Below are 20,934 nucleotides of genomic sequence, written 5' to 3' on the forward strand. Positions count from 1 at the left end.
CTCATAGCCAAAAAGCCTATCACCACTGAGGAGATAAGAAATACCGTGTAGACGGCTGTTTCGTTACGAAATCGACTCGTTATCAATTGACAAAGTAGAGCAAAAGCCGTGAGTCCTATAAAGAAAAATATCATCATGAAGCAAAGGAGAGTTCCCACGTTTAACTCCAAATGAGAGAAGAACATCTGAAAAAAGGAACTCCACCTAGCATTTATGGAGAAAAACATAGAACCGATTATCATGTGAATGAGAAAATACACAACACAATACAACAAAACAGTCATGATGAGAGCGAGTACTTTTACAATCCACCAGTTACTCCTCTTTTTCATGCGTGTTAGAACGAATAAATCAAATCCACTATTTACATTCATCATATGATACACAAATAAGATAATCGGGAAAACGACACACACCCAAGTTAAGTATTGCAGTAGAGAGTCCGGAAATACGCCTCCCATTGAAAATAGTAAATAATCTACCAACTGCGGCTCAAATTTCTCTCTCTGTCCCAGTTCATTAATCATTGGGATATGTATGAGGGTAAGGAGAATCAGCAAAATCGAAATCCCAATCGCCATTTTGCTTCGAATGCACAAGTTAACGTTAGTTAATATTAGTTTAATCATCTATACCGCCTACTTTGCAAAATCTACTTTTCTAACCTTTATCCATCCTACTACTAAACAAACGAGAATGAAGGCAAGACCACACAACATCGATATACTTGCCGTAAGTGTAGGAATGGGCGGAACAAGTTGATTTGGAAAATGGGCTAAAAACATCAGGTGTGAAGTAGGGAAAAGGAAAGCCCAACTAGTAAATTTCTTGAAAACGATATATCCAGCGTACGTTAGTGCTCCACCTGTTATCCAAGAAACAAGCAAATTTCGAGAATACAAGGAAATCGTAAGGATCAACGCCCCAAATGCAGTCAAAGCTACAATTTGAAAACTGACCATCATAGACAGTATCTGAAATGCATTTGCCTTAACCAAAAAGGAAGAATGGGTATTCACTACAGGCTCAAATGGCAACCCTAAGGCCATACCAGCCAAAATATACCCTACTGCTACGGCGATCGAAAAGACAAATGCTACACAAAAAAGAGTCGCATACTTTGCGAGATACCAATGGGTACGGCTCTTCGTTCGTAGAGTAGTAAAAGAAAGATAAGAACTACCAAAGTCACCTATATACAAATCCCAAATCAAGATCAAAAAGACACAGGGGAAAATGAGCAGGCATGTAAATATGTGAGTCGAAGAATTGAAAACAAAATCCCAGATGGTAACAGGATTTACTTTACCGTCAAACTTTCCAATTACAAACGAAAGCACCAACATCACAAGCACACAAGCAACAAATCTCCACTTTCGACGCTGAAAATACTGAGTTATCTCAAATGTGATCATGGTGCATGCCCTCTATGTTCGTAAACAAAATCTCATTCTGCCTTAAAAAGTCACCTAACTCCTCTTCACTAGCCCATTCTCCCTGAATAATTCCAACTGGATTTCCATTTTCATGAGAACTAATTTGCACAGAAGAAGACAGTTTATATAATTTCTCAAACTCTTGAAAGCTAGATAACTCCACTGCCCATCGTTTTTCTAACTGCTCCCTTAGTACTGATAGAGTGCCATTTTCGATGAGATATACTTTATCACAAAGCTGTTCAATCTCTTCTTTCACATGCGATACCAATATGATAGCCGCTTCTCTCTTCACGCTATCACGGATCAGTTCCTTAAACATCTGAACACCTTGTTCATCTAAACCATTCGTCGGCTCATCATATAAGAGAATATCCGGGCTCTCCATAAATGATTGTGCAATCCCAAGTCGTTGGCGCATCCCAAGAGAATAAGCCCGTACCTTCTTCTTGTTATTCGGATCCAGCCCAACTCGTTCCATCGATTGCATAACTGTTTGCTTATCGATTTTTTCTTGAATTCCCGCCAACATCAATAGGTTTTGCAAACCAGTATATTGCGGTAAAAAAGAAGGAGCTTCAATCAGTGCACCAACGGAAGTAGGTAATTGACCGAGTAAACCAGGTTGTACGATATCTCCGTTGACCGTTACCTTACCACTGCTAGCATACATCAATCCGGTTATAAGACGGAGTAACGTTGTTTTTCCCGATCCATTCATTCCAACAATCCCGATGACTTCACCCTTATGAATGCTTAGATTGATATCTGTAAGCACCTGATGCTTTTTAAATCTCTTTGATACCTGACTAAATTCAATCATTGGAATTTGTGTCATTTCATAAGCCTCCCTTTGTAACGAGCAAAAAAGATCCCATATACTGTAAGCACCAAAACTGCCCAAATAGAAGTAAACAGTACTGAAATCTCCCAAATAGAGTAATCTATTCCTATTACATAGGATCCCACTAAATCTACTGGAGCATAACGCTCAACATCGTACATGTAAAAAACGACTTGTAAAAAGCAAAATAGTAACCATGGAAAACATAGAACAACGTAAATATTTTTTGTAACATTGGAGATGAGTACTGAAATCATTACCACAACCATGCTGAACAATGTAATGTGGGCGATGATTAAAAACATATAAAGAAATGGATGATGAATAAATAACTCCTGCGCGTATGTAGGAGTTATCCCCTGCTCAATAGATAAGGCTGCTGGAACGGGAAACGTAGTTATGCAGTACAAGAAGCCAACGATCTGTGCACACAGAGCAAACACTGCTGTAATAATAGATGAAGCGAGTATTTTTCCTAGAATATACTTCTTATATGACACACGTAATAAGCTCATTTGATAAAAGCTAGTTCTGCGATCCCAAACAAGCGTATCTCCTGCCACCAATGGGACAATAAGAGCAAAAGCCAAGGGTAGGATCGGTCTAGCTCCATTTCCTACTGCATATAAAAAAGCATTGAATGGATTATGGACGTTAGGATCAAATGGAACCAATTCCCCCGGACGGAAAATTTCTACTCCTACAATTATACATCCAACAAACAAGACAAAAGCAATCCACGTTTGCCAACGTAATATGGCCCTCTTGAATTCTACATTTAGAATATGTAACAACGATCATTCACCTCATTTGATAAAACATATGTTTAAAAAAACGGATGGAGATTGTAAAGTCTCTCCATCCGTTAATCTTCTATTTACGGTGCCCAAGTGTAGCCGAAGGTTGTAACATCAGGGTTATTGTAAGCTGTTTCAAAATGCATCCTAATCAATTGCCCACGCTTTGCTGTGCTATGCAGAGCTGTAGTTACATCCTCTACACACTGTTTTTGTGGAGATATATTATTCTTGTTAACATCATTGGTCATACAGAAGACACGACTAGTTGCCTTATGTACTCTTACAAGCTGAGTTTTAGGATCCCCTCCACCGTGTCCTGCGGGGCGTGGAACAGAATAATGGTCACCAGTACCATTTCCTCCGATGTGCGCACGATCATCATACGGGAACCAGGTAGCAGAAACTGATCCTAGTGAAGTAACTAATACTCCAGCAGCAACTAATGTTCCGACTAATTTCTTTTTCATTCAAATCAATCTCCCTATGTAATATTTATTACGGCTTAAGGCCATCAGTAATTTTATAAGAATATTTTATGAAAGTCAATAATAATAATCGTATTTTTATTGATCACAAGGAGAATTTGTAGGATGATATCCTACCGCAAAATATGCTCCAAAATAGCCGTTTTTTAGACCAATAAAACGCTTTAGCATGATAAAGAAATGTATGATTTACCTTGTTTTTTTGCTATAGCTGGAACAGGTAGCAAATAGGAATTGTCAGACAGGAATAATCCAGTAATACCAAGGGTTGAGAGTACCTAAACTATGACATTTAAGGTCAAGTAGTATATATATATTTACAAAGGAACCTTAACTGTCATTTCCTACAGAGAAAAAGGAGATGGAGGAGGGGCGAAAAGGTTGGGAAGGGGATATGTTAGACTGTAGGAAAAAATCAACCACATTTTTAGATGCAGTGTTTATGGGTTCGATGGGGTGCATTGTATACTATATATAGTGGATGAAGTATTAATGAATAGTAATTTAATACTGTATATTGATAGATTAACTTTTTTATAGAGAGGGTAGGGGTAAAATACTGGATGGAGATTGTAAAGTCTCTCCATCCGGTAATCCTCTATTTACGGTGCCCAACTGTACTTGAAGATATTAGCAGGATCAGGGTTATTGTAAGCTGTTTCAAAATGCATCTTAATCCATTGCCCACGATATGCTGTGCTATACAGGGCTGTAGTTGTATCCTCTACACACTGTTTTTGTGCAGATATATTATTTTCATTATAATCATTCGTCATACAGAAGACACGACTACTTGCATCCGTTACCCTTACAAGCTGAGTTCTAGAATCCCCTCCACCGTGTCCTGCTTGGCGAGGAACGGAATAATGGTCTCGTTGACCATTCGCTCCCAAAATTGCAAACTCATCATGATCATTGAACCAAGTAGCAGAAGCTGCTCCCATAGAAGTAACTAACATTCCGGCGGCCACTAATGTTCCGACTACTTTCTTTTTCATATAAAATCAATCTCCTTATGTAATAATATTACGGCTTAAGGCCATCCGGTAATCTTCTATTTAGGGTGCCCAGCTGTATCTGAAGTAAGTCTCATCAGGGTTATTGTAAGCTGTTTCAAAATGCATCTTAATCAATTGATCACGCTTTGCTGAGCTTGTGAGAGCTGTAGTTGTATCCTGTACACACTGTTTTTGTGCAGATATATTGTTCTCGTTATAATCATTAGTCATACAGAAGACCCGACTAGTTGCCCATCTCACTTTTACAAGCTGAGTTTTAGGATCCCCTCCACCGTATCCAGCTTGGGCTACATGCGAATAATGGTCGTTTTTACCAAATCCCCCGATAGTCACAATCCCATCACTCTCGATCCACGTAGCAGAAACTGCTCCTAGCGAAGCAACTAATACTCCAGCGGCCACTAATGTTCCGACTACTTTCTTTTTCATATAAAATCAATCTCCTTATGTAATAATATTACGGCTTAAGGCCATCCGGTAAAATTGTATAAGAATAGTTTATGAAAATCAATCATAATAATCGTTTTTTATTGATCACAAGGAGAATTTGTAGTCGGATTTTTAGACCAACAAAACGCTTTAGTATAATAAAGAAATGTATGATTTAACCTGTTTTTTTCCTATAGCTGCAACAGGTAGCAAATAGGAATTGTTAGACTATAAAATCCAGTAATATCAAGGGTTCAAGTTTCCTGAAGGGTGACACTTAAGTACGCGTTGAAGCAGCGCGGTATTACACAGAGCATGTCCTACAAGGGAAATTGCCTAGATAATGCCGTCATGGAAAACTTCTTTGGTTTGCTCAAAAGTGAATTGCTTTATCTCCACGAATTTGAGAGTATGGATCATTTCAAACAGGAACTAGAGGATTATATTCACTATTACAACCATAAACGCTTGAAGATAAAACTAAAGGGCATGAGTCCGGTTCAATACCGAACACATACCCTACAGGTTGCTTAAATCTTCGTGTCTAACTTTTTGGGTTCACTTCACTACCTTGTACTTTGATTTCTTGATTAAAATAGCACTTCGATTGTCTTTTGAACAATCAAAGTGCTATTTTCTCTGGCCTACCCCCATTGCTAGTACTTATTTTGCTAAGTTTCCTAGCACATCCAAGGTAATATTCAACGAATTTTGTAAGTCTTCTTTTTGAATTTTATCAATGGTATCGTTATCCTTGAGTAGTTCTTATCTGTTTGATAGAATATAAGGGCGGTCGGAATCCCAGCATCTTCAAATGGGACTTGGTCACTAGCCATGAGGGTACCACGTTCATACTTAATTTTCATTTCTTTCGCTTTTTGCACGAAGGCATCCATTAGATGTTGCTTTGATTCAGGATAAGAGGTATATATACCTAGTGAATCTCCTACTCCTACCATGTCAAAGTTAATCATCCCGGCTATGTCGTCTTTTTGTTGCTTTGATAACGACTCTACATACTTTGTGGAACCTACCATCCACGCTTCTTCTGCTCCAAATGCCATGAACTGAATATTATGGTTCAATTTTTTTTGACAATTGCTTTGCTATTTCCATCATCGTTGCTGTACCAGAGGCATTGTCATTGGCGGCTGGGTTATCCACTCCATCATAGTGAGCACCCAAAATATAGGTTTTCGGATTTTTGGCCCCTTTTTGTGCCTTGAGTGTCGCGATAATGTTTTGTGAATACGTTTTTCGTAATTCGGTTTTTGTTTTTAATGTCACTTGTACATTCTTATCTTTTTTAAGTGCATTTTCTAAATCGAGACTATCCTCCATCGTAATGGCTGGGATGGGATCGATGTAAGAGTGTCTTACACCTTTTTTACCCCCTCCACTTATAATAATACCCACAGCTCCCGCTTTATGAGCTTCTACTGTATACACATTCTCTTTCATCATAGCCTTCTGTATGAAAACGATTTTACCTTTTACATCTAATTTGGAGAAGTCTGGTGCTTTTGCATTCGATCCTACATCTACGACGGATGCTGTAATTCCTTCATCGGGAGTGCTTGGAGAAGTATGACAAGGTTTTGCTTTGATTCTTTGTTCTCAACTTTTAAAGAGGTGCCCAGGTCTTTCGTCTGATCGATAAACGGAAATTTTTGTACTTCAACCTCTAAACCAAGCTCACGAAATCGTTTTGAAATGTAGTCAGCAGTCCGGAATTCGCCTTCCGTACCTGCTAGCCTAGCATCATCTTTGTTAGCTAAATAAGTAATGTCTTTCATGATACGATCGGTAGGACTACCTGTGTCAGTCGATTCATTTTTTGTAGAAGTAGAAGTAATATTGGCGGGGTTACAGGCAGTAGTAAAGACTAAAAAAACAGATAAAACGGAAAACGAAGAGATGAGTCTTTTTAACATTTGAGTGCTCCCTTACGAATTATTTTGAAAACAATGATGAATAGTTCGGACTTGTGTAGTAGATTATACTTATATTTTTAATATTTATATATAATTTTTTCATTATATTAGATTGTAATATTTGGTATTAGATACTACATGATTACATAAGGTAAATTATATCAATGAACTTTATAGGTGGAATATACTCCATTTGTGTAATTCGTGATCAGATATTTTTATGTGTATAAAAAAATCCCCTGATCTGAAGTTCAGAGGTATACATAATTTATTTTTTCCTAAAATGGTTTATCTTTTTCAGTTTCAATCACGATGAAACTCAGACCTCAATATCGAATACTGATACTCATCGATCCATTCTCTTTTTGACATATAATTTTGCAATAAATGACCCTCGCGCCTCATTCCTACGCGCTCTAGAACCGCAATCGACTTGCTATTTCGGACATCTGAGAAGGCAATTGCTTTATGTTTTCCTAGTGAGTGGAACACATACCGTAATAACGCACTAACAGCTTCAGTGGCATATCCCTTTCCTTGGTAGTCTGGTGAGAGTGTGAAGCCGATCTCTACGATACGAGGCTCCAAAGCAGGCGTATGGAGGGCGCAATCGCCGATAAGTTGGTTTGTTCCGGCTAACGCAACCGCAAACTGGAACCAAGTCCCCGGTTGATTCGGTTGATGATTCATCTGTTGATTTACAAATGTTTGCGCCTCCTGATACTGATAATCTTCCCACGACTGAAAAGTAGCCACTTCCGGATTAGAACGATAGAAATGAAAATACTCTATATCGCTTGTACTAAATTTCCTTAAAATAAGGCGATCCGTTTTTTCAAAGAATGTAGATGCTTCCATGTATGTACCTCGATTCTTGTACAGTCTGCATTTTCTTATTTTATCACGAATATTGCGGCTTCTATTAATAAAGGAAGAAGCTAGTTTTCTACAACTAGCTTCTTTGATGTTTGTAGGTTTTCGTTCTCAGGATTAGATTACGGAATCAAAGGAATAGGCTAGGGGCAATGTATCTGGCCACAGCGATGTTAGTGAGCCACTTAGCGTAGTCCTTCGAAGCTAGGGCATTTTGTGGCAATGTTTGAGCGTTCTTTGCGAGTTTTGCCACTTGCCCGAAGCGAAGAAGGATGGAGCGGACTTGCTTTTCACACCCTCGTTGGCTCACTATATGAGCTGTGGACAGATACATGCCCCGGGCTTTCTTCGGAAGGCTAATATCATTGGAACTTGAAGATGTCCTACTTCTCCCTAACCTTCAACAACCTCAACGCATTAGCCGTCACAAGCAAGGTCCCGCCTAAATCCGCAAACACAGCCATCCACAAAGTCAAATACCCCGGAATAATCAACAACAGAGCCAACAATTTTAACCCAAACGCAAATGAGATATTCTGCTTAATCACCCGAAGAGCTTTGCGGCTTAATCGAATCGTAAACGGGATCTTCTGCAAATCATCTCCCATGAGGGCGATGTCCGCTGTCTCGAGAGCTGTATCCGTACCAGCCCCGCCCATCGCAATTCCTAGATTAGCGGTCGCCAGCGCAGGTGCATCATTAATTCCATCTCCCACCATCGCAACTTTCGCCCCTTGATTCCGCAATACTTGAATCCGTGCGAGTTTATCTTCTGGCAATAGCTCTGCTTGAATCTGACTGATGCCTAGTTGTTTACCAATTACTTGTGCCGTTGCTTGATTATCTCCCGTTAACATAACGGTTTGTCTAATCCCAACACGGTGCAATTGGTCAATCACGTCTGCACTGTTTGAACGAATCTCATCTTGAACAGCGAACAGTGCTAGGACTTTCAGATCGGCTGTTAACAACATAACCGTCTGTCCTTTTGCTTGTTGGTGCTCAACTGCTTGCTGGACAGGGTTAGGGAGGGCGTTTGTGAGCGATTCTGCTATATAAGACGGCTTCCCTAAGCGATAGAGTGTTTCTCCTACCCTACCTTCCACACCTTTCCCTGTGACAGATGTGAATGCAACTACTTGTTTTTTCACTTTTCCTCCGTGCTCCTGTGCATAGCGTGAGATTGCGGCGGCAATAGGGTGCTGGGAGTTTTTTTCTAAAGCATAAGCAATATCGAGAAGGGTTTCCTTCGTTTCTGCTTCGGATAACATTTCAAAATGGGTAACCGTTGGAGTTCCTTTGGTCAGAGTTCCTGTTTTGTCAAAGGCAATCGTATCAATTGATCCTGCTGTTTCTAAGTGAATCCCGCCTTTAATGAGTACGCCATGTCGAGCCGCATTTCCAATCGCGGTGACGATGGCGACTGGTGTAGAAATTACGAGTGCACAAGGACATCCTACAACGAGTAGCGCTAAAGCCCGATAGATCCATTCAGACCACCCACCGACAAAAAGAGGAGGGAGAACGGCGATCAATAGAGCAAGTAACATGATCGCAGGTGTATAGTACCTGGCAAAACGATCGACAAAAGCTTGTGCAGGGGCACGCTCTGCTTGAGCCTCTTCTACAAGGTGCACAATCTTAGAAAGAGTCGTGTCTTTCACCCGTTTGGTTACTTGAATTTCCAAGTAACCCTCTTGGTTAATGGTTCCGGCGAAGACGTCGTCTCCTATATCTTTGCTGACAGGAATTGACTCACCTGTGATGGGAGCCTGATTTACATAGGAAGAACCAAGACTTATGATACCGTCCATCGGGATTTTTTGTCCCGGTTTTACGAGCATCAGATCGCCTACTTGAATCTCATCGACTGAGAGAGTTATTTCTTTACCATTCCGCCGAATCGTAGCTTGCTTAGGTGCAATTTCCATTAAAGAACGAATCGATTTTCTCGCACGTTCCATCGAGTACCGTTCCAACGATTCGCTGATGGCAAATAAGATGACAACGGTTGCGCCTTCACTCCATTCGCCAATCGCGGCCGCCCCGAGGATCGCAATCGTCATTAAAACTTTCATGTCAAATTGTAGTCGAGCCAAATTTTTTAATCCACTTAGGAAGAGCTTCCATCCACCTATTACAATGGAGCCAATGTAGAGGAGAATGGTGAGAACTTCTTTTTCTCCAAAAGTAGAAGAGGAGAGAGCACCTAGGAGTAGCAACACCAAAGAGAATAGGAGCTGAAGATTTTCTCGATTTCTCCAAAAAGGTACCTTCTTCGTTTCCGCAACCCACTGCTGATCTGTTCGAACTTTAATCTGATCGAAAGCACCTGCTTCTTCTAATTCAGAGATCGTTGTTTTACCGTAGACTGTCATTTTAGAAGCACCAAAATTGACCTTACAATCCTGTACATTTGGGAGTGACTTTACATTTTTTTCAAACTTGGCCGCGCAGGAGCCACAAGTTAGGTTATCTAATCGATATACGGTTTCATCTTGTTTTATTTGAGTCATTTCATCTCACCTCTTTCTGATGGACAAAAGCAAGTTGAATTAATTGGCTTACATGGTCATCGTCTAAGGAGTAGTATACGAGTTTTCCTTCTTTTCGAATCTTGGCAAGCCCCATTTTTTTAAGCAATCGTAAATGGTGGGAAGCGGTCGCCATAGAGGATGAGATGATCTCAGCAATATCACAAACGCATAACTCTCCTTCTTGATGGATGGCGTAAGCGATTTTGAGCCGTGTTGGATCGGCCAATGCTTTAAATAGTTGTGCAGTACCTTCAAAGTCTTCCGCTTGCAGATCTTGTTGAATACGTGCCACTTTGGGCTCATCAACACAGATACTTTCGCATTGTTCGGCTGATTCGAGAGAAGGTGGTTTCATCTATACTCAATCCTTTTATATTCAAGTATGTGTTTGATTGTTATTATATTGCTTTATTTTTTATCAGTCAAATATTTGTTTGAATGTACAAGTCCATCATAACTCGTCCGAATGAACTGACTTGTCCTTGAATAACATGTACAGAGCAACATGGGACAAAGGGGGAACTATGTGTGTCGGACACAAAGCAGTGGATTGATCTTGATCCAGAACGAGTTGCACAGGAGCTGGGAGTTGATCCAGAAAAGGGACTTACAGCAAATGAAATCAAAAAAAGATTGAAGCAAATAGGGCCGAACCAGATTAGTGAAGGTGAAAAAGCCTCCTTAGTATCTGCTTTTGTAGATCAATTTAAAGATTTTATGGTACTGGTTTTGCTGGCAGCTACCTTGATTTCGGGTTTATTGGGTGAGTATACGGATGCTATTGCGATTATTGCGATTGTGATGTTAAATGCGATTCTAGGATTTGTTCAAGAGATCAAGGCGGAAAAATCTCTAGCAGCGCTTAAAAAGCTTTCCTCCCCTACTGCACGCGTGATGAGGGAAGGGAAATGGGTCCGAATTCAAGCCGAGGAATTAGTTCCAGGTGATCTTATTTTTATTGAAAGTGGAGATCGGATTCCAGCAGATGTTCGCTTCTTTAAGGCAGTTTCGCTACGTATAGAAGAATCAGCACTGACAGGGGAATCGCTCCCCGTTGAAAAAATATCCAGTCGTTTACCTCGTGCCGATGTACCTTTGGGTGATCGAAGAAACATGGGATATATGGGGACTTTAGTGATTCAAGGTACTGGTATTGGTTTAGTAGTAAACACAGGCATGCAGACCGAGATGGGGAAAATAGCACATCTGATTCAAGCAACTGAGTCGACAGAGACACCCCTTCAGCATCGCTTAGAGCAATTGGGAAAAGTGTTAATCGTGGCGGCACTATTTTTGACCGCTGTGGTGGTTGGAACTGGGATTTGGCATGGGCAAGAGATGTATAAGATGTTCTTAGCAGGTGTGAGTTTAGCAGTTGCCGCGATTCCAGAAGGGTTACCAGCCATTGTAACAGTGGCTCTGGCGCTTGGTGTTCAGCGGATGATCAGGCGAAGGGCCATCGTACGCAAGTTGCCTTCTGTGGAGACTTTGGGTTGTGCAACGGTAATTTGTTCGGACAAAACAGGAACATTGACACAAAATAGGATGACGGTTACCCGTTTATGGACACTGGGGAAGGAAGTAGAGGTAGATCTGAGTGCTTCCGCTCATAATGACTGTTTTCGAATTCAAAATCAAGTTATCTCTCCCCAGAAAGATTTAGGCATTACTCGACTGTTAGAAATATCGGTCCTGTGTAATAATGCTGTTTTAGAGCGCACAGGTCCAGATCGGGTGGATACTTGGCAAGTAGATGGTGACCCGACAGAAGGAGCTCTTCTAGTGGCTGGCGGAAAAGCAGGTTTATATCAAGATGTTTTAACGAACTCATGGAAACGAATGAGAGAGTTCCCATTTGATTCGAAGAGAAAAATGATGTCGGTCCTGTTGAACAGCCCATCGGGTCAATGTTTTCTGTATGCTAAAGGGGCGCCAGATGTACTTCTAGAAAGTTGCACGCACGCCCTCATCCAAGGAAAAGTGACTCATCTTTCCGACCAACTTCGTGCGCAAGTCCAAGAGCAGAATGAAAGTCTAGCAGGTCTGGCACTACGTAACCTAGCTTTTGCTTACCGAGAAGTAGGGAAAGGGGAACAACAAAGTCCTCAAACGGCTCTTGAGCAGAAATTGGTTTTTGTCGGACTAGCTGGAATGATGGATCCACCTCGTCCGGAAGTGAAAGATGCAATTGAAATATGCCGAAAAGCTGGCATAAAAACGGTTATGATTACAGGCGATCATCAAGCAACAGCGGAGGCAATTGCTTGGGAATTAGGAATTAAATCAACCTCTGGAGTAACGATTAGTGGGCAACAACTAAGCGAGATGAACGATGAGCAACTACAAAGTAGCGTGAATGAAATAGACGTGTATGCGCGAGTTTCTCCCGAGCATAAATTACGAATCGTTAAGGCATTACAGCAAGCAGGTCATGTAGTGGCGATGACAGGAGATGGTGTAAACGATGCCCCGGCTATAAAAGCGGCCAATATTGGGATTGCGATGGGGATAGCAGGAACGGATGTTAGTAAAGAAGCTTCCTCTCTCATACTAGCGGATGATAACTTCGCAACGATCGTTTCCGCGATTGAAGAGGGAAGGCATATCTACGATAACATCCGCAAATTTATTAGTTACTTGTTAGCGAGCAATGTGGGTGAGATTTTGGTCATGTTTTTTGCGATGTTAGCAGGGCTTCCTCTCCCTTTGTTACCCATTCAAATTTTATGGGTGAATTTAGTTACAGATGGTTTACCTGCGATGGCACTTGGTGTAGATCCTGCTGAGGAAAATACAATGGCTCGTGTCCCGCGAAACAGTAGGGAAAGTGTTTTTGCCAGGGGAGTAGGCTGGAAGATTCTCACACGCGGATTATTAATTGGTTTATGTTCATTACTTGCTTTTTGGGTAACTTTTATACAGTATCCAAACGATCTGATCATTTCCCAAACAGTTGCTTTTGCTACATTGGTTATGGCTCAGTTAATTTATGTATTTGATTGTCGCTCAGAAGGAACGATTTTTCAGAGAACCCCATTTAATAACAAGGCTTTACTCTTGGCAGTAGCTTCATCAGTGCTCTTGTTGTTAGCGGTCATTTACTACTCACCTCTACAACCTATCTTCCATACGGTACCGCTTGGACTTCGGGACTGGATTCTCGTTACAGTTACGGCTTCTCTACCTGTACTCTTTGCAGGTTTGTTAGATTCGGTAGCCCTTACAGTCCGCAAGCTATTTAAGTTAAGAACGAATTAATCCCAGTATAACAAACAGACAGATGGGCGCATCTGTCTGTTCATTTTTATAAATCCTCTTTTCAGGATAAATATTTTTTGATATGTTGAGTGAGTTAATCTTTCTCACAAAAGGGGATTTTTCCGTATGCGATTTACGAAAATGCATGGTCTTGGTAATGATTTCGTGATCGTAGTAGATCGCGAGGGTGTACCGGGCAATATAGCTCAACTTGCTGTCGCCATTTGCGATCGACATACAGGGATCGGGGGAGATGGCTTAGTATATATCTTGCCGTCTGAGGTCGCTGATTGTCAGATGCGTATTTTTAATGGAGATGGTAGTGAAGCAGAGCAATGCGGAAATGCGATTCGCTGTGTTGCAAAGTATTTTTATGAGCGGATATCAAGCGGGAGGACAGAACTTACGATTGAAACCAAAAGAGCGATTCAGCCGGTTTGGCTTACTGTTAGAGAAGGAAAGGTGACTCACATTCGTGTGGATATGGGTCAGCCAATTTTGGAAGCAAGCCAAGTTCCCGTGATCTCAACCCAAACCATTGCCCAAGATGAGCAATTGGTGGTGCAAGATCGTGAATTTGTATATAGCGCTGTATCTATGGGCAATCCACACGCTGTGATTGAAGTGGAGAACGCGATGGAATTTCCTCTTCATCAGTACGGTCCGCTAATTGAAAGTCATCCCTATTTCCCTAATCGTACCAATGTAGAGTTTATCTCAATCCATTCTTCTAAATCTGTTACGATGCGGGTCTGGGAGAGGGGAGTGGGGGAGACTTCTGCTTGTGGTTCGGGTGCTTGTGCTACGGTGGTAGCTGCTGCTCGTAAGGGAAAGCTTGATCGTAAGGCAACGGTTCATCTAAAAGGCGGAGATCTTCTCATTGAATGGCGAGTAGAAGATGACCATGTTTATATGACAGGACCTGCCGCCTATTCCTTTGATGGGGATTGGGAAGTACTGAAGCCTGTTCATCTTGCATAGATTTTGTCGTCAATGCATAGCATAAGGTAACCGAATGGGTACGAAAGTCTCTCGTCTAGGATGTATACTGGATGAGGGGCTTTTTTATTTCTTAGCACTTTTTCGCTTTTTCATAGTCGTGAAAAGAACAACCCCAAGGAATAGAAGAGCTAAGAGGGATAAAATACCGACCGTGATGGGGTTTGGGATTTCAGCTGTCATGAAGATTGGATTCTTTTGTCCGAACTTTAAATCCCAACCTAATGTCTTGCCTTCATCGCGAACTTGACTTGCATTGCTATTATCTGGTGCGATAGGTAGAGTGATCTGAAACAGTAAAGAGGGTGGAGTTTCATTCTTTTTACCAAAATAATGCTGATAGCTAGCATATAGTTTATTAACAGGTAAGCGAGTTAAATCTAGCTCTGTGTTTCGATATCGGATTTGAGTGGTAAATAAATCTGAATTCCATGTTAAGTGCTTGTTTGGTTTCGTTTTACTTGGTGCAGAGTCTAGTGATTGTAGGCTAGGGAGGTCGCTTTGTAGGATCGTGGTCCATGAATTCATTAGTTGTGAGAAGTCGGGGAAATCTTGCTGGATGGGGCTATCGAGAATATTTTTGACTTTTTTTTCAGCAGAGAACCCGATCTCTTCACTTGTTTTAATGGAAGTGATCAGGTAGCCTTTTTGCCTATAATGATCGGATAGCCAATTTGTTATTTTACTTAGCCTGGGATCATTGACGATGCGAAATGAATATGTACCGGATAAGTCCCAATTGATACTCATATGGATATCGGCTTGTGCACAGCTAGTTAGGAGTAGACTACAACATAGTCCGATGAAGAACACTTGAATTTTGTGGATGAAGGACATGGGAATATCTCCTTTTCAGGGTTTATATGTTTTGAGATGGACAATATAAAAAAAAGAAAATGATACTCGTGGAGGGCATTTATGAGTAATATTCAGTTTCAATTCCAGACAGCTAGTCCATTTTTAGAAAATCATGAAGTAATGCAACTTGCGCCTGCGATCCAATTAGCACACGAACAAGTACATAATGGAACGGGTGTAGGCTCTGATTTCTTAGGGTGGGTCAATCTGCCATCCCAATACGACCGAGAAGAATTTGCACGAATTCAAACCGCTGCAGAGCGAATTCAAGCGAATTCGGATGTATTAATCGTCATTGGGATTGGTGGATCCTACTTAGGTGCGCGTGCGGTAATTGAGATGTTGTCTCACTCTTTCTATAATATGCAAACAAAAAAGCAGCGAAAAACACCCGAGATTTACTTTGTAGGTCATCATATAAGTTCTCACTATGTTGCGAACCTCCTTCAAATGATAGAAGGAAAAGATGTAAGTGTGAATGTGATCTCCAAATCGGGAACAACGACAGAGCCAGCCATTGCCTTCCGGGTGTTCCGTGATTATCTAGAAAAACGATATGGCTTAGAAGAAGCTCGGAAACGGATTTTTGCGACTACCGATCGGGAGAGAGGAGCACTGAAGACACTTGCTACAGCAGAGGATTATGAAACATTTGTGATTCCTGACGATGTGGGAGGGCGTTACTCCGTTCTTACTGCAGTTGGACTTCTGCCGATTGCTGTATCAGGAATTCCAATTCAAGAGCTAATGGAAGGCGCTCAAGAAGCAGAAAAACAATATGAAAATCCGGATCTGGCATCCAATCCATGTTACCAATATGTTGCCGCCAGAAATGCCTTATATCGCAAAGGGAAAACGACCGAAATACTGGTTAACTATGATCCAGCACTCCAATATTTCTCTGAATGGTGGAAGCAGTTGTTTGGAGAGAGTGAAGGAAAGGATCAGAAAGGATTGTTCCCAGCATCGGTTAACTTCACTTCCGATCTTCACTCGATGGGGCAATATATCCAGGAAGGGCTTCGTACGATTTTCGAAACCGTTCTCTTTGTGAATCATTCCTCGCAAAAGATCGTGATTGAGAAAGCAGCGGATGATCTAGATGGATTAAACTATCTAGCGGGGAAAGATCTTGACTTTGTGAACGAAAAAGCATTTGAAGGAACCTTGCTGGCTCATACTGATGGGGGAGTTCCGAACCTTGTCTTACGAATCGATGAGCTGACTCCGAAGGCAACGGGGCATCTGATCTATTTCTTTGAAAAAGCTTGTGGAGTTAGCGGCTATCTACTAGGAGTGAACCCATTTGACCAGCCTGGGGTAGAGGCTTATAAGAAAAACATGTTTGCTTTGCTTGGTAAGCCTGGTTATGAGGGTGAACAGCAACAGCTGTTGAAGCGTTTGGAGTCGAAGGGGTAAAGAGGACTATTTATGTAGCCTTACTAACATCATTATGGCCCTTACACTAGTTTTTTAGAGGCTTTGAATATAAATAAAGAAGTTGCTCCTTCCTTCATAAAACAGATCCACTTATCTATTTTAAGTGGGTCTGTTTTTTTGAGAAATTTTCGGATTACGATAGTACAATTACGGGTATAGAGAAAGGAGTTATGGATGAAATGAGGAGACTGCCATGCACATGGATGCAATTTGGCGTTCTTGGGATGAATCAACATTAGAACATCTATCTTTTGACATCAAAGATACACAGATTATTGCGAGCTCTGTTATCACAGCAACCAGTGGAGTTCATCCTATTTGTATCTCATATCACTTAATTTGTGATAAAGAATGGAGGATACGAGAAGTTTCCCTTCTCGTTTCACATGAAGAACAACCCAGGTTTCTCCACCTACTCTCAGATGGGGAAGGGAACTGGAGCTATCGAGATGGAGGTCCGATTGAGGAACTAGAAGGATGTATTGATATTGATCTTTCCATCTCTCCCTTTACTAACATCCTACCCATTCGTCGACTTCACTTTCCCATTCGGCCTACTAATTCCATGCCCGTTGTCTATATCGATGTACCGAGCTTGTCTCTCGAGAGAGGGTGTCAACGTTATACGCATTTAAAACGTAATGGCCCCTTAGTGAAGTATAGCTTTGAAAATCTATATAAAGGATTTACCAAAGAGTTTTGGGTTGATGAGCATGGACTAGTAATAGACTACCCTGGTTCATTTCGCCGAAAAGTAGAGGTAGAAGTAGAAGTCGCTGAATAAGCGGCTTTTTGTTTGGGGATTATACCTACTAGTATAAATAGCCTATTAAATTTATGCCTAATCATCACTTGACTACATAAAAGCATTTATGTAAAATAGCTTAAAGCTAGCACATATTAATATTTCATAGAATATTAGTCTTTCGAATTGTTCAAATTGTTGTGTTTTAGCTCGATAGCGAATGGGGGGACTATCTTGAAGTCATCTACGGGGCTTTTCCGTAAAAAAAGTATTCAAAGTTTTGTGCAAGATGCGCAAACAAAGTCAAAATTACAAAGAAATTTAACTGCATGGGATTTAGCCTTGCTGGGAATCGGTGCCATTATCGGTACAGGAATTTTCGTATTGACGGGGAAAGGGGCGTTAGACGCTGGTCCAGCACTTACAATCTCTTTCATACTAGCTGGTTTAGCTTGTATGTTTGCAGCGCTTTGTTATGCTGAGTTTGCATCGCTCGTTCCAGCATCTGGTTCAGTTTATACCTATAGCTATGCCACACTAGGTGAGTTTATTGCTTGGGTTATCGGTTGGGATTTGGTGTTAGAATATTTGTTCGCTGTTAGTTCGGTTTCGGTTGGTTGGTCAGGTTATTTTCAAAATCTCTTAAGCGGATTTGGGATTCATCTACCGAAGGCATTAACAGCAGCATATGATGCAGAACAAGGTACATTATTTAACTTACCTGCCGTCTTAATTGTCTTATTTATCACCTTATTATTAGCTACGGGAATTCAAGCTTCAAAAAGATTAAACAACATTATGGTACTTGTAAAAGTAGGGGTTGTCCTTCTCTTTATCTTGGTTGGTGTATTCTATGTACAACCAAGTAACTGGGTACCATATGCACCATTTGGTTTTGGTGGGATTTCACTCGCAGCGGCTACGGTATTCTTTGCTTATATTGGTTTTGACGCGGTAGCGTCTGCAGCGGAAGAAACGAAAAACCCACAACGTGACTTACCACGTGGGATCTTATGGTCACTTGGAATTTGTACCCTTTTATATGTAATTGTTTCAGCAATTATGACTGGAGCGGTTCCATATGCTCAGTTTAAAGACATTGCTCATCCGGCTTCCTTTGTAATGGATCAAGTAGGACAGAATTGGGTTGCAGGTTTTATCGATGTAGGTGCTATTTTGGGTCTAACAACCGTTATTCTGGTTATGCTGTATGGACAAACTCGTATTTTTTACGCTATGTCTCGAGATGGTCTATTACCGAAATTCTTCTCTGACGTAGATAAAAAACATGCTACTCCTTATAAAGCAACTTGGTTAGTTGGGATTATTGCCGCGCTAATTGGGGGTCTATTTAAATTAGAACACTTGGCTGAAATGGTGAATATTGGTACACTCTTCGCCTTCATGCTTGTTTGTATCGGTGTTTTGGTACTTCGTAAAACGGAGCCAAACTTACCACGTAAATTTAAAACACCATTGGTTCCATTGGTTCCGATTTTAGGTGTATTATTCTGTGGATACCTGATTCTACAGTTAAAATTGATTACTTGGATCGCATTTGGAATCTGGTTTGTAATTGGACTCGTCGTATACTTTGGGTACTCTCGAAGACATTCGTTAATTGGCAAAGATCCGATGAAAGAGGAAAACTAAATGATCGTAGACAAGCTATAGGAGCGAAAGTTCCTGTGGCTTGTTTTTTGCTTTCTATTTAGGAAAGATACGCTTGTTATTAGGTACTTATTTTTATATACTAAGTAATGATTATAAAGTATAGTTCTAGTCTCTATGCGATTAGAACAACAGTACTAGGGAGGAATATGCATGAATACCAACTTTGAAGTAGTGAAAGATGTTATGCTATCTCGTGGTAGTGTAAAACGATATGATACATACGAAATGCCAAAGGAAGAATTGGATGAGTTGTTAACACTCGCAGCAAGTGCTCCATCCGCTTGGAACCTTCAACACTGGCGTTATCTAGCTATCCAAAGCGAAGAAGCGAAACAACGCTTGCTTCCTATCGCATACAGTCAAGTCCAGGTGACGGAATCTTCTGTCGTGATCGTGATCTTAGGAGATACGGAAGCAAACCAAGCAGCCCCTCTCGTGTATGGAGAGGAACTCAAACAAGGACATATGACACAGGCGGTTCATGATATGTTCCTAGGACAAATAGAAGGTGCTTATCAAAACAAACAATATGCACGTGATGCTGCTTTTTCAAATGCAAGTCTCTCAGCTATGCAGTTAATGCTGGCAGCAAAAGCAAAAGGGTTTGATACTTGTGCTATGGGTGGGTTTAATAAAGAGGCATTGGTCAAGGAATTTAATATTCCGGATCGCTATGTCCCAGTGATGATCATCACTGTGGGGAAAGCAGCCCAGCCTGCCCGTCCTACTAGTCGCTTGAATCTAGATACAGTCGTGTTAGAAACATTGTAAGATGCCACAAAGGGCCGTCCTAAAATTAAATTTTCTACTAGGATAGCCCTTTCCAACACGATTGAAGAACCTTCTCTTCAGCAGGTTCCGGGTTGCTGAGGAATGCGAATCTCTATGCTTTCGGTAAACTTGAATGGCTAACTAGAATTCTACAGAATCAGTTAAATGGGAAGCAACTATTCTGTATGGCTTTTATAGCAGTTACACGAACTGAATAAGTATGCTCATCTTTAATAGTGATAAATAGTACCTTCTCTTTTTCAATATCAACTGAAATTTCAAATCCCATAGGAAAGCATCCTATACAGTCAGGAATGTCACCGCTTTGAATGGCAAAAAGCATATTGTACAAGTAAGTTGTGCTATGAGCTCCTTCATCTTTCCAAAAAATCCAAGCTGAACTATCTTGCATATTTAAATTTGTAAAAACATTTGTCATAGCAAGGGTTAATTGATTTGCTATCTGTCCTTCAGGGAAGGTAGCATTAAGTTCCTGACTTATTGCCTGCATAATTTTTCCTACCATATTATCAACCTGAATAGTCTGGCTAATAACAGTTTTATCTAGTTGGGCCTGAGTTGTCATATGTTGGTCGTTCGCGATTTGTATTGCCTTATTGAGATCAAACTGAAGAGTGAGTGGATTAATAGCACCATTAAATCCTGCTGCTAAGGATGCTGCCTCTTCTATCAGACTAGCATCTAGAGCATAAATGTAGTTATATTGATACGAGCTATCATTTCGACCTATGATGGGGATTGCACCAAGTATTCGGTTTCGGCCTCTGCTTCGGCAAGTCATGATGTTCCTCTCCTTCACACACGCTTTTAT

At 40.9% G+C, this 20,934-nt stretch carries 19 protein-coding genes and 2 pseudogenes; 7 read left to right on the forward strand and 14 right to left on the reverse strand.

Annotation, left to right across the window (positions count from 1 at the left end; translation table 11 throughout):
• From BT147_RS09270 to BT147_RS09300, 7 genes are all read right to left on the reverse strand, one after another.
• On the reverse strand, positions 1 to 629 hold a 629-nt coding region (locus BT147_RS09270; protein ID WP_072334100.1), incomplete at its 3' end, for a hypothetical protein.
• A 9-nt stretch (positions 630 to 638) separates the two neighbouring features.
• Positions 639 to 1,415, reverse strand: coding sequence for a DUF2705 family protein (locus tag BT147_RS09275; protein WP_072334103.1), 777 nt, complete (start codon positions 1,413 to 1,415; stop codon positions 639 to 641).
• Complete coding sequence (locus BT147_RS09280; protein WP_072334105.1) at positions 1,402 to 2,274, reverse strand: ABC transporter ATP-binding protein; 873 nt, start codon at positions 2,272 to 2,274, stop codon at positions 1,402 to 1,404. Before BT147_RS09280 ends, BT147_RS09275 begins: the two co-directional genes overlap by 14 nt.
• Positions 2,271 to 3,074, reverse strand: a complete 804-nt coding sequence (locus BT147_RS09285) for a hypothetical protein (protein WP_072334108.1) — start codon at positions 3,072 to 3,074, stop codon at positions 2,271 to 2,273. Before BT147_RS09285 ends, BT147_RS09280 begins: the two co-directional genes overlap by 4 nt.
• Positions 3,075 to 3,157: 83 nt before the next feature.
• On the reverse strand, positions 3,158 to 3,547 hold the full coding sequence (locus BT147_RS09290; RefSeq protein ID WP_072334111.1) for a hypothetical protein: 390 nt from the start codon (positions 3,545 to 3,547) through the stop codon (positions 3,158 to 3,160).
• 620 nt (positions 3,548 to 4,167) lie between these two features.
• Positions 4,168 to 4,563: a hypothetical protein gene (locus tag BT147_RS09295; protein ID WP_072334113.1), complete on the reverse strand. Its 396-nt coding sequence runs from the start codon at positions 4,561 to 4,563 to the stop codon at positions 4,168 to 4,170.
• 60 nt (positions 4,564 to 4,623) lie between these two features.
• Positions 4,624 to 5,013, reverse strand: a complete 390-nt coding sequence (locus BT147_RS09300) for a hypothetical protein (protein WP_072334116.1) — start codon at positions 5,011 to 5,013, stop codon at positions 4,624 to 4,626.
• Positions 5,014 to 5,301: 288 nt separating this feature from the next.
• Between BT147_RS09300 and BT147_RS09305 the strand changes: the two are divergent.
• Positions 5,302 to 5,547 (forward strand): annotated as a pseudogene (locus BT147_RS09305) (transposase); the annotation flags it as partial.
• A gap of 167 nt (positions 5,548 to 5,714) precedes the next feature.
• Here the strand turns inward: BT147_RS09305 and BT147_RS15865 are convergent.
• The 5 genes and pseudogenes from BT147_RS15865 to BT147_RS09340 form a co-directional block, all read right to left on the reverse strand.
• Positions 5,715 to 6,621 (reverse strand): annotated as a pseudogene (locus tag BT147_RS15865) (M28 family peptidase).
• Positions 6,555 to 6,947: a hypothetical protein gene (locus BT147_RS09320; protein WP_072334125.1), complete on the reverse strand. Its 393-nt coding sequence runs from the start codon at positions 6,945 to 6,947 to the stop codon at positions 6,555 to 6,557. Before BT147_RS09320 ends, BT147_RS15865 begins: the two are co-directional and overlap by 67 nt.
• A 303-nt stretch (positions 6,948 to 7,250) precedes the next feature.
• Positions 7,251 to 7,805, reverse strand: a complete 555-nt coding sequence (locus tag BT147_RS09325) for a GNAT family N-acetyltransferase (RefSeq protein WP_072334128.1) — start codon at positions 7,803 to 7,805, stop codon at positions 7,251 to 7,253.
• 398 nt (positions 7,806 to 8,203) lie between these two features.
• Entirely contained in the window at positions 8,204 to 10,336 is a 2,133-nt protein-coding gene (locus tag BT147_RS09335) for a heavy metal translocating P-type ATPase (protein ID WP_072334135.1), read from the reverse strand.
• Between the two features lies 1 nt (position 10,337).
• On the reverse strand, positions 10,338 to 10,712 hold the full coding sequence (locus BT147_RS09340) for an ArsR/SmtB family transcription factor (protein WP_072334138.1): 375 nt from the start codon (positions 10,710 to 10,712) through the stop codon (positions 10,338 to 10,340).
• 173 nt (positions 10,713 to 10,885) lie between these two features.
• On the opposite strand from BT147_RS09340, the gene BT147_RS09345 reads away from it, so the two are divergent.
• On the forward strand, positions 10,886 to 13,615 hold the full coding sequence (locus BT147_RS09345) for a calcium-translocating P-type ATPase, SERCA-type (protein ID WP_072334141.1): 2,730 nt from the start codon (positions 10,886 to 10,888) through the stop codon (positions 13,613 to 13,615).
• 126 nt (positions 13,616 to 13,741) lie between these two features.
• A complete protein-coding gene (dapF, locus tag BT147_RS09350) occupies positions 13,742 to 14,596 on the forward strand; it encodes a diaminopimelate epimerase (RefSeq protein ID WP_072334144.1) in 855 nt (284 codons plus the stop codon).
• A gap of 84 nt (positions 14,597 to 14,680) precedes the next feature.
• Here the strand turns inward: dapF and BT147_RS09355 are convergent, their stop codons facing one another.
• Positions 14,681 to 15,451, reverse strand: a complete 771-nt coding sequence (locus tag BT147_RS09355) for a DUF3153 domain-containing protein (protein WP_072334147.1) — start codon at positions 15,449 to 15,451, stop codon at positions 14,681 to 14,683.
• An 81-nt stretch (positions 15,452 to 15,532) separates the two neighbouring features.
• On the opposite strand from BT147_RS09355, the gene BT147_RS09360 reads away from it, so the two are divergent.
• From BT147_RS09360 to BT147_RS09375, 4 genes are all read left to right on the forward strand, one after another.
• Positions 15,533 to 16,891 (forward strand): glucose-6-phosphate isomerase, encoded by a 1,359-nt coding sequence (locus BT147_RS09360; protein ID WP_072334150.1) that lies wholly within the window; start codon positions 15,533 to 15,535, stop codon positions 16,889 to 16,891.
• 220 nt (positions 16,892 to 17,111) lie between these two features.
• Positions 17,112 to 17,696 carry a putative glycolipid-binding domain-containing protein gene (locus BT147_RS09365; protein ID WP_177239757.1) on the forward strand — a complete coding sequence of 195 codons (585 nt, stop codon included), beginning with the start codon at positions 17,112 to 17,114 and terminating at the stop codon, positions 17,694 to 17,696.
• Between the two features lie 192 nt (positions 17,697 to 17,888).
• Positions 17,889 to 19,310, forward strand: a complete 1,422-nt coding sequence (bcaP, locus tag BT147_RS09370; protein ID WP_502688563.1) for a branched-chain amino acid transporter BcaP — start codon at positions 17,889 to 17,891, stop codon at positions 19,308 to 19,310.
• Between the two features lie 171 nt (positions 19,311 to 19,481).
• The gene (locus tag BT147_RS09375) at positions 19,482 to 20,102 is read left to right on the forward strand and encodes a nitroreductase family protein (protein WP_072334159.1); all 621 of its coding nucleotides are present in this window, start codon (positions 19,482 to 19,484) and stop codon (positions 20,100 to 20,102) included.
• Positions 20,103 to 20,259: 157 nt separating this feature from the next.
• On the opposite strand, the gene BT147_RS09380 is transcribed toward BT147_RS09375, so the two are convergent.
• Entirely contained in the window at positions 20,260 to 20,904 is a 645-nt protein-coding gene (locus BT147_RS09380) for a hypothetical protein (RefSeq protein WP_072334161.1), read from the reverse strand.
• Positions 20,905 to 20,934 lie beyond the last annotated feature (30 nt).

Source organism: Thermoactinomyces sp. DSM 45891, assembly GCF_900119485.1.
Taxonomy (GTDB): Bacteria; Bacillota; Bacilli; order Thermoactinomycetales; family Thermoactinomycetaceae; genus Baia.

Excerpts from the sequence above, each read along its gene's own strand:
- BT147_RS09320 (WP_072334125.1), bottom strand. The coding sequence starts at position 6,947 with ATGTTAAAAAGACTCATCTCTTCGTTTTCCGTTTTATCTGTTTTTTTA.
- BT147_RS09280 (WP_072334105.1), bottom strand. The coding sequence starts at position 2,274 with ATGACACAAATTCCAATGATTGAATTTAGTCAGGTATCAAAGAGATTT.
- BT147_RS09360 (WP_072334150.1), top strand. The coding sequence starts at position 15,533 with ATGAGTAATATTCAGTTTCAATTCCAGACAGCTAGTCCATTTTTAGAA.
- BT147_RS09355 (WP_072334147.1), bottom strand. The coding sequence starts at position 15,451 with ATGTCCTTCATCCACAAAATTCAAGTGTTCTTCATCGGACTATGTTGT.
- dapF (WP_072334144.1), top strand. The coding sequence starts at position 13,742 with ATGCGATTTACGAAAATGCATGGTCTTGGTAATGATTTCGTGATCGTA.
- BT147_RS09300 (WP_072334116.1), bottom strand. The coding sequence starts at position 5,013 with ATGAAAAAGAAAGTAGTCGGAACATTAGTGGCCGCTGGAGTATTAGTT.
- BT147_RS09325 (WP_072334128.1), bottom strand. The coding sequence starts at position 7,805 with ATGGAAGCATCTACATTCTTTGAAAAAACGGATCGCCTTATTTTAAGG.
- BT147_RS09335 (WP_072334135.1), bottom strand. The coding sequence starts at position 10,336 with ATGACTCAAATAAAACAAGATGAAACCGTATATCGATTAGATAACCTA.
- BT147_RS09295 (WP_072334113.1), bottom strand. The coding sequence starts at position 4,563 with ATGAAAAAGAAAGTAGTCGGAACATTAGTGGCCGCCGGAATGTTAGTT.
- BT147_RS09375 (WP_072334159.1), top strand. The coding sequence starts at position 19,482 with ATGAATACCAACTTTGAAGTAGTGAAAGATGTTATGCTATCTCGTGGT.
- BT147_RS09290 (WP_072334111.1), bottom strand. The coding sequence starts at position 3,547 with ATGAAAAAGAAATTAGTCGGAACATTAGTTGCTGCTGGAGTATTAGTT.
- BT147_RS09380 (WP_072334161.1), bottom strand. The coding sequence starts at position 20,904 with ATGACTTGCCGAAGCAGAGGCCGAAACCGAATACTTGGTGCAATCCCC.
- BT147_RS09365 (WP_177239757.1), top strand. The coding sequence starts at position 17,112 with ATGGATGCAATTTGGCGTTCTTGGGATGAATCAACATTAGAACATCTA.
- BT147_RS09340 (WP_072334138.1), bottom strand. The coding sequence starts at position 10,712 with ATGAAACCACCTTCTCTCGAATCAGCCGAACAATGCGAAAGTATCTGT.
- BT147_RS09275 (WP_072334103.1), bottom strand. The coding sequence starts at position 1,415 with ATGATCACATTTGAGATAACTCAGTATTTTCAGCGTCGAAAGTGGAGA.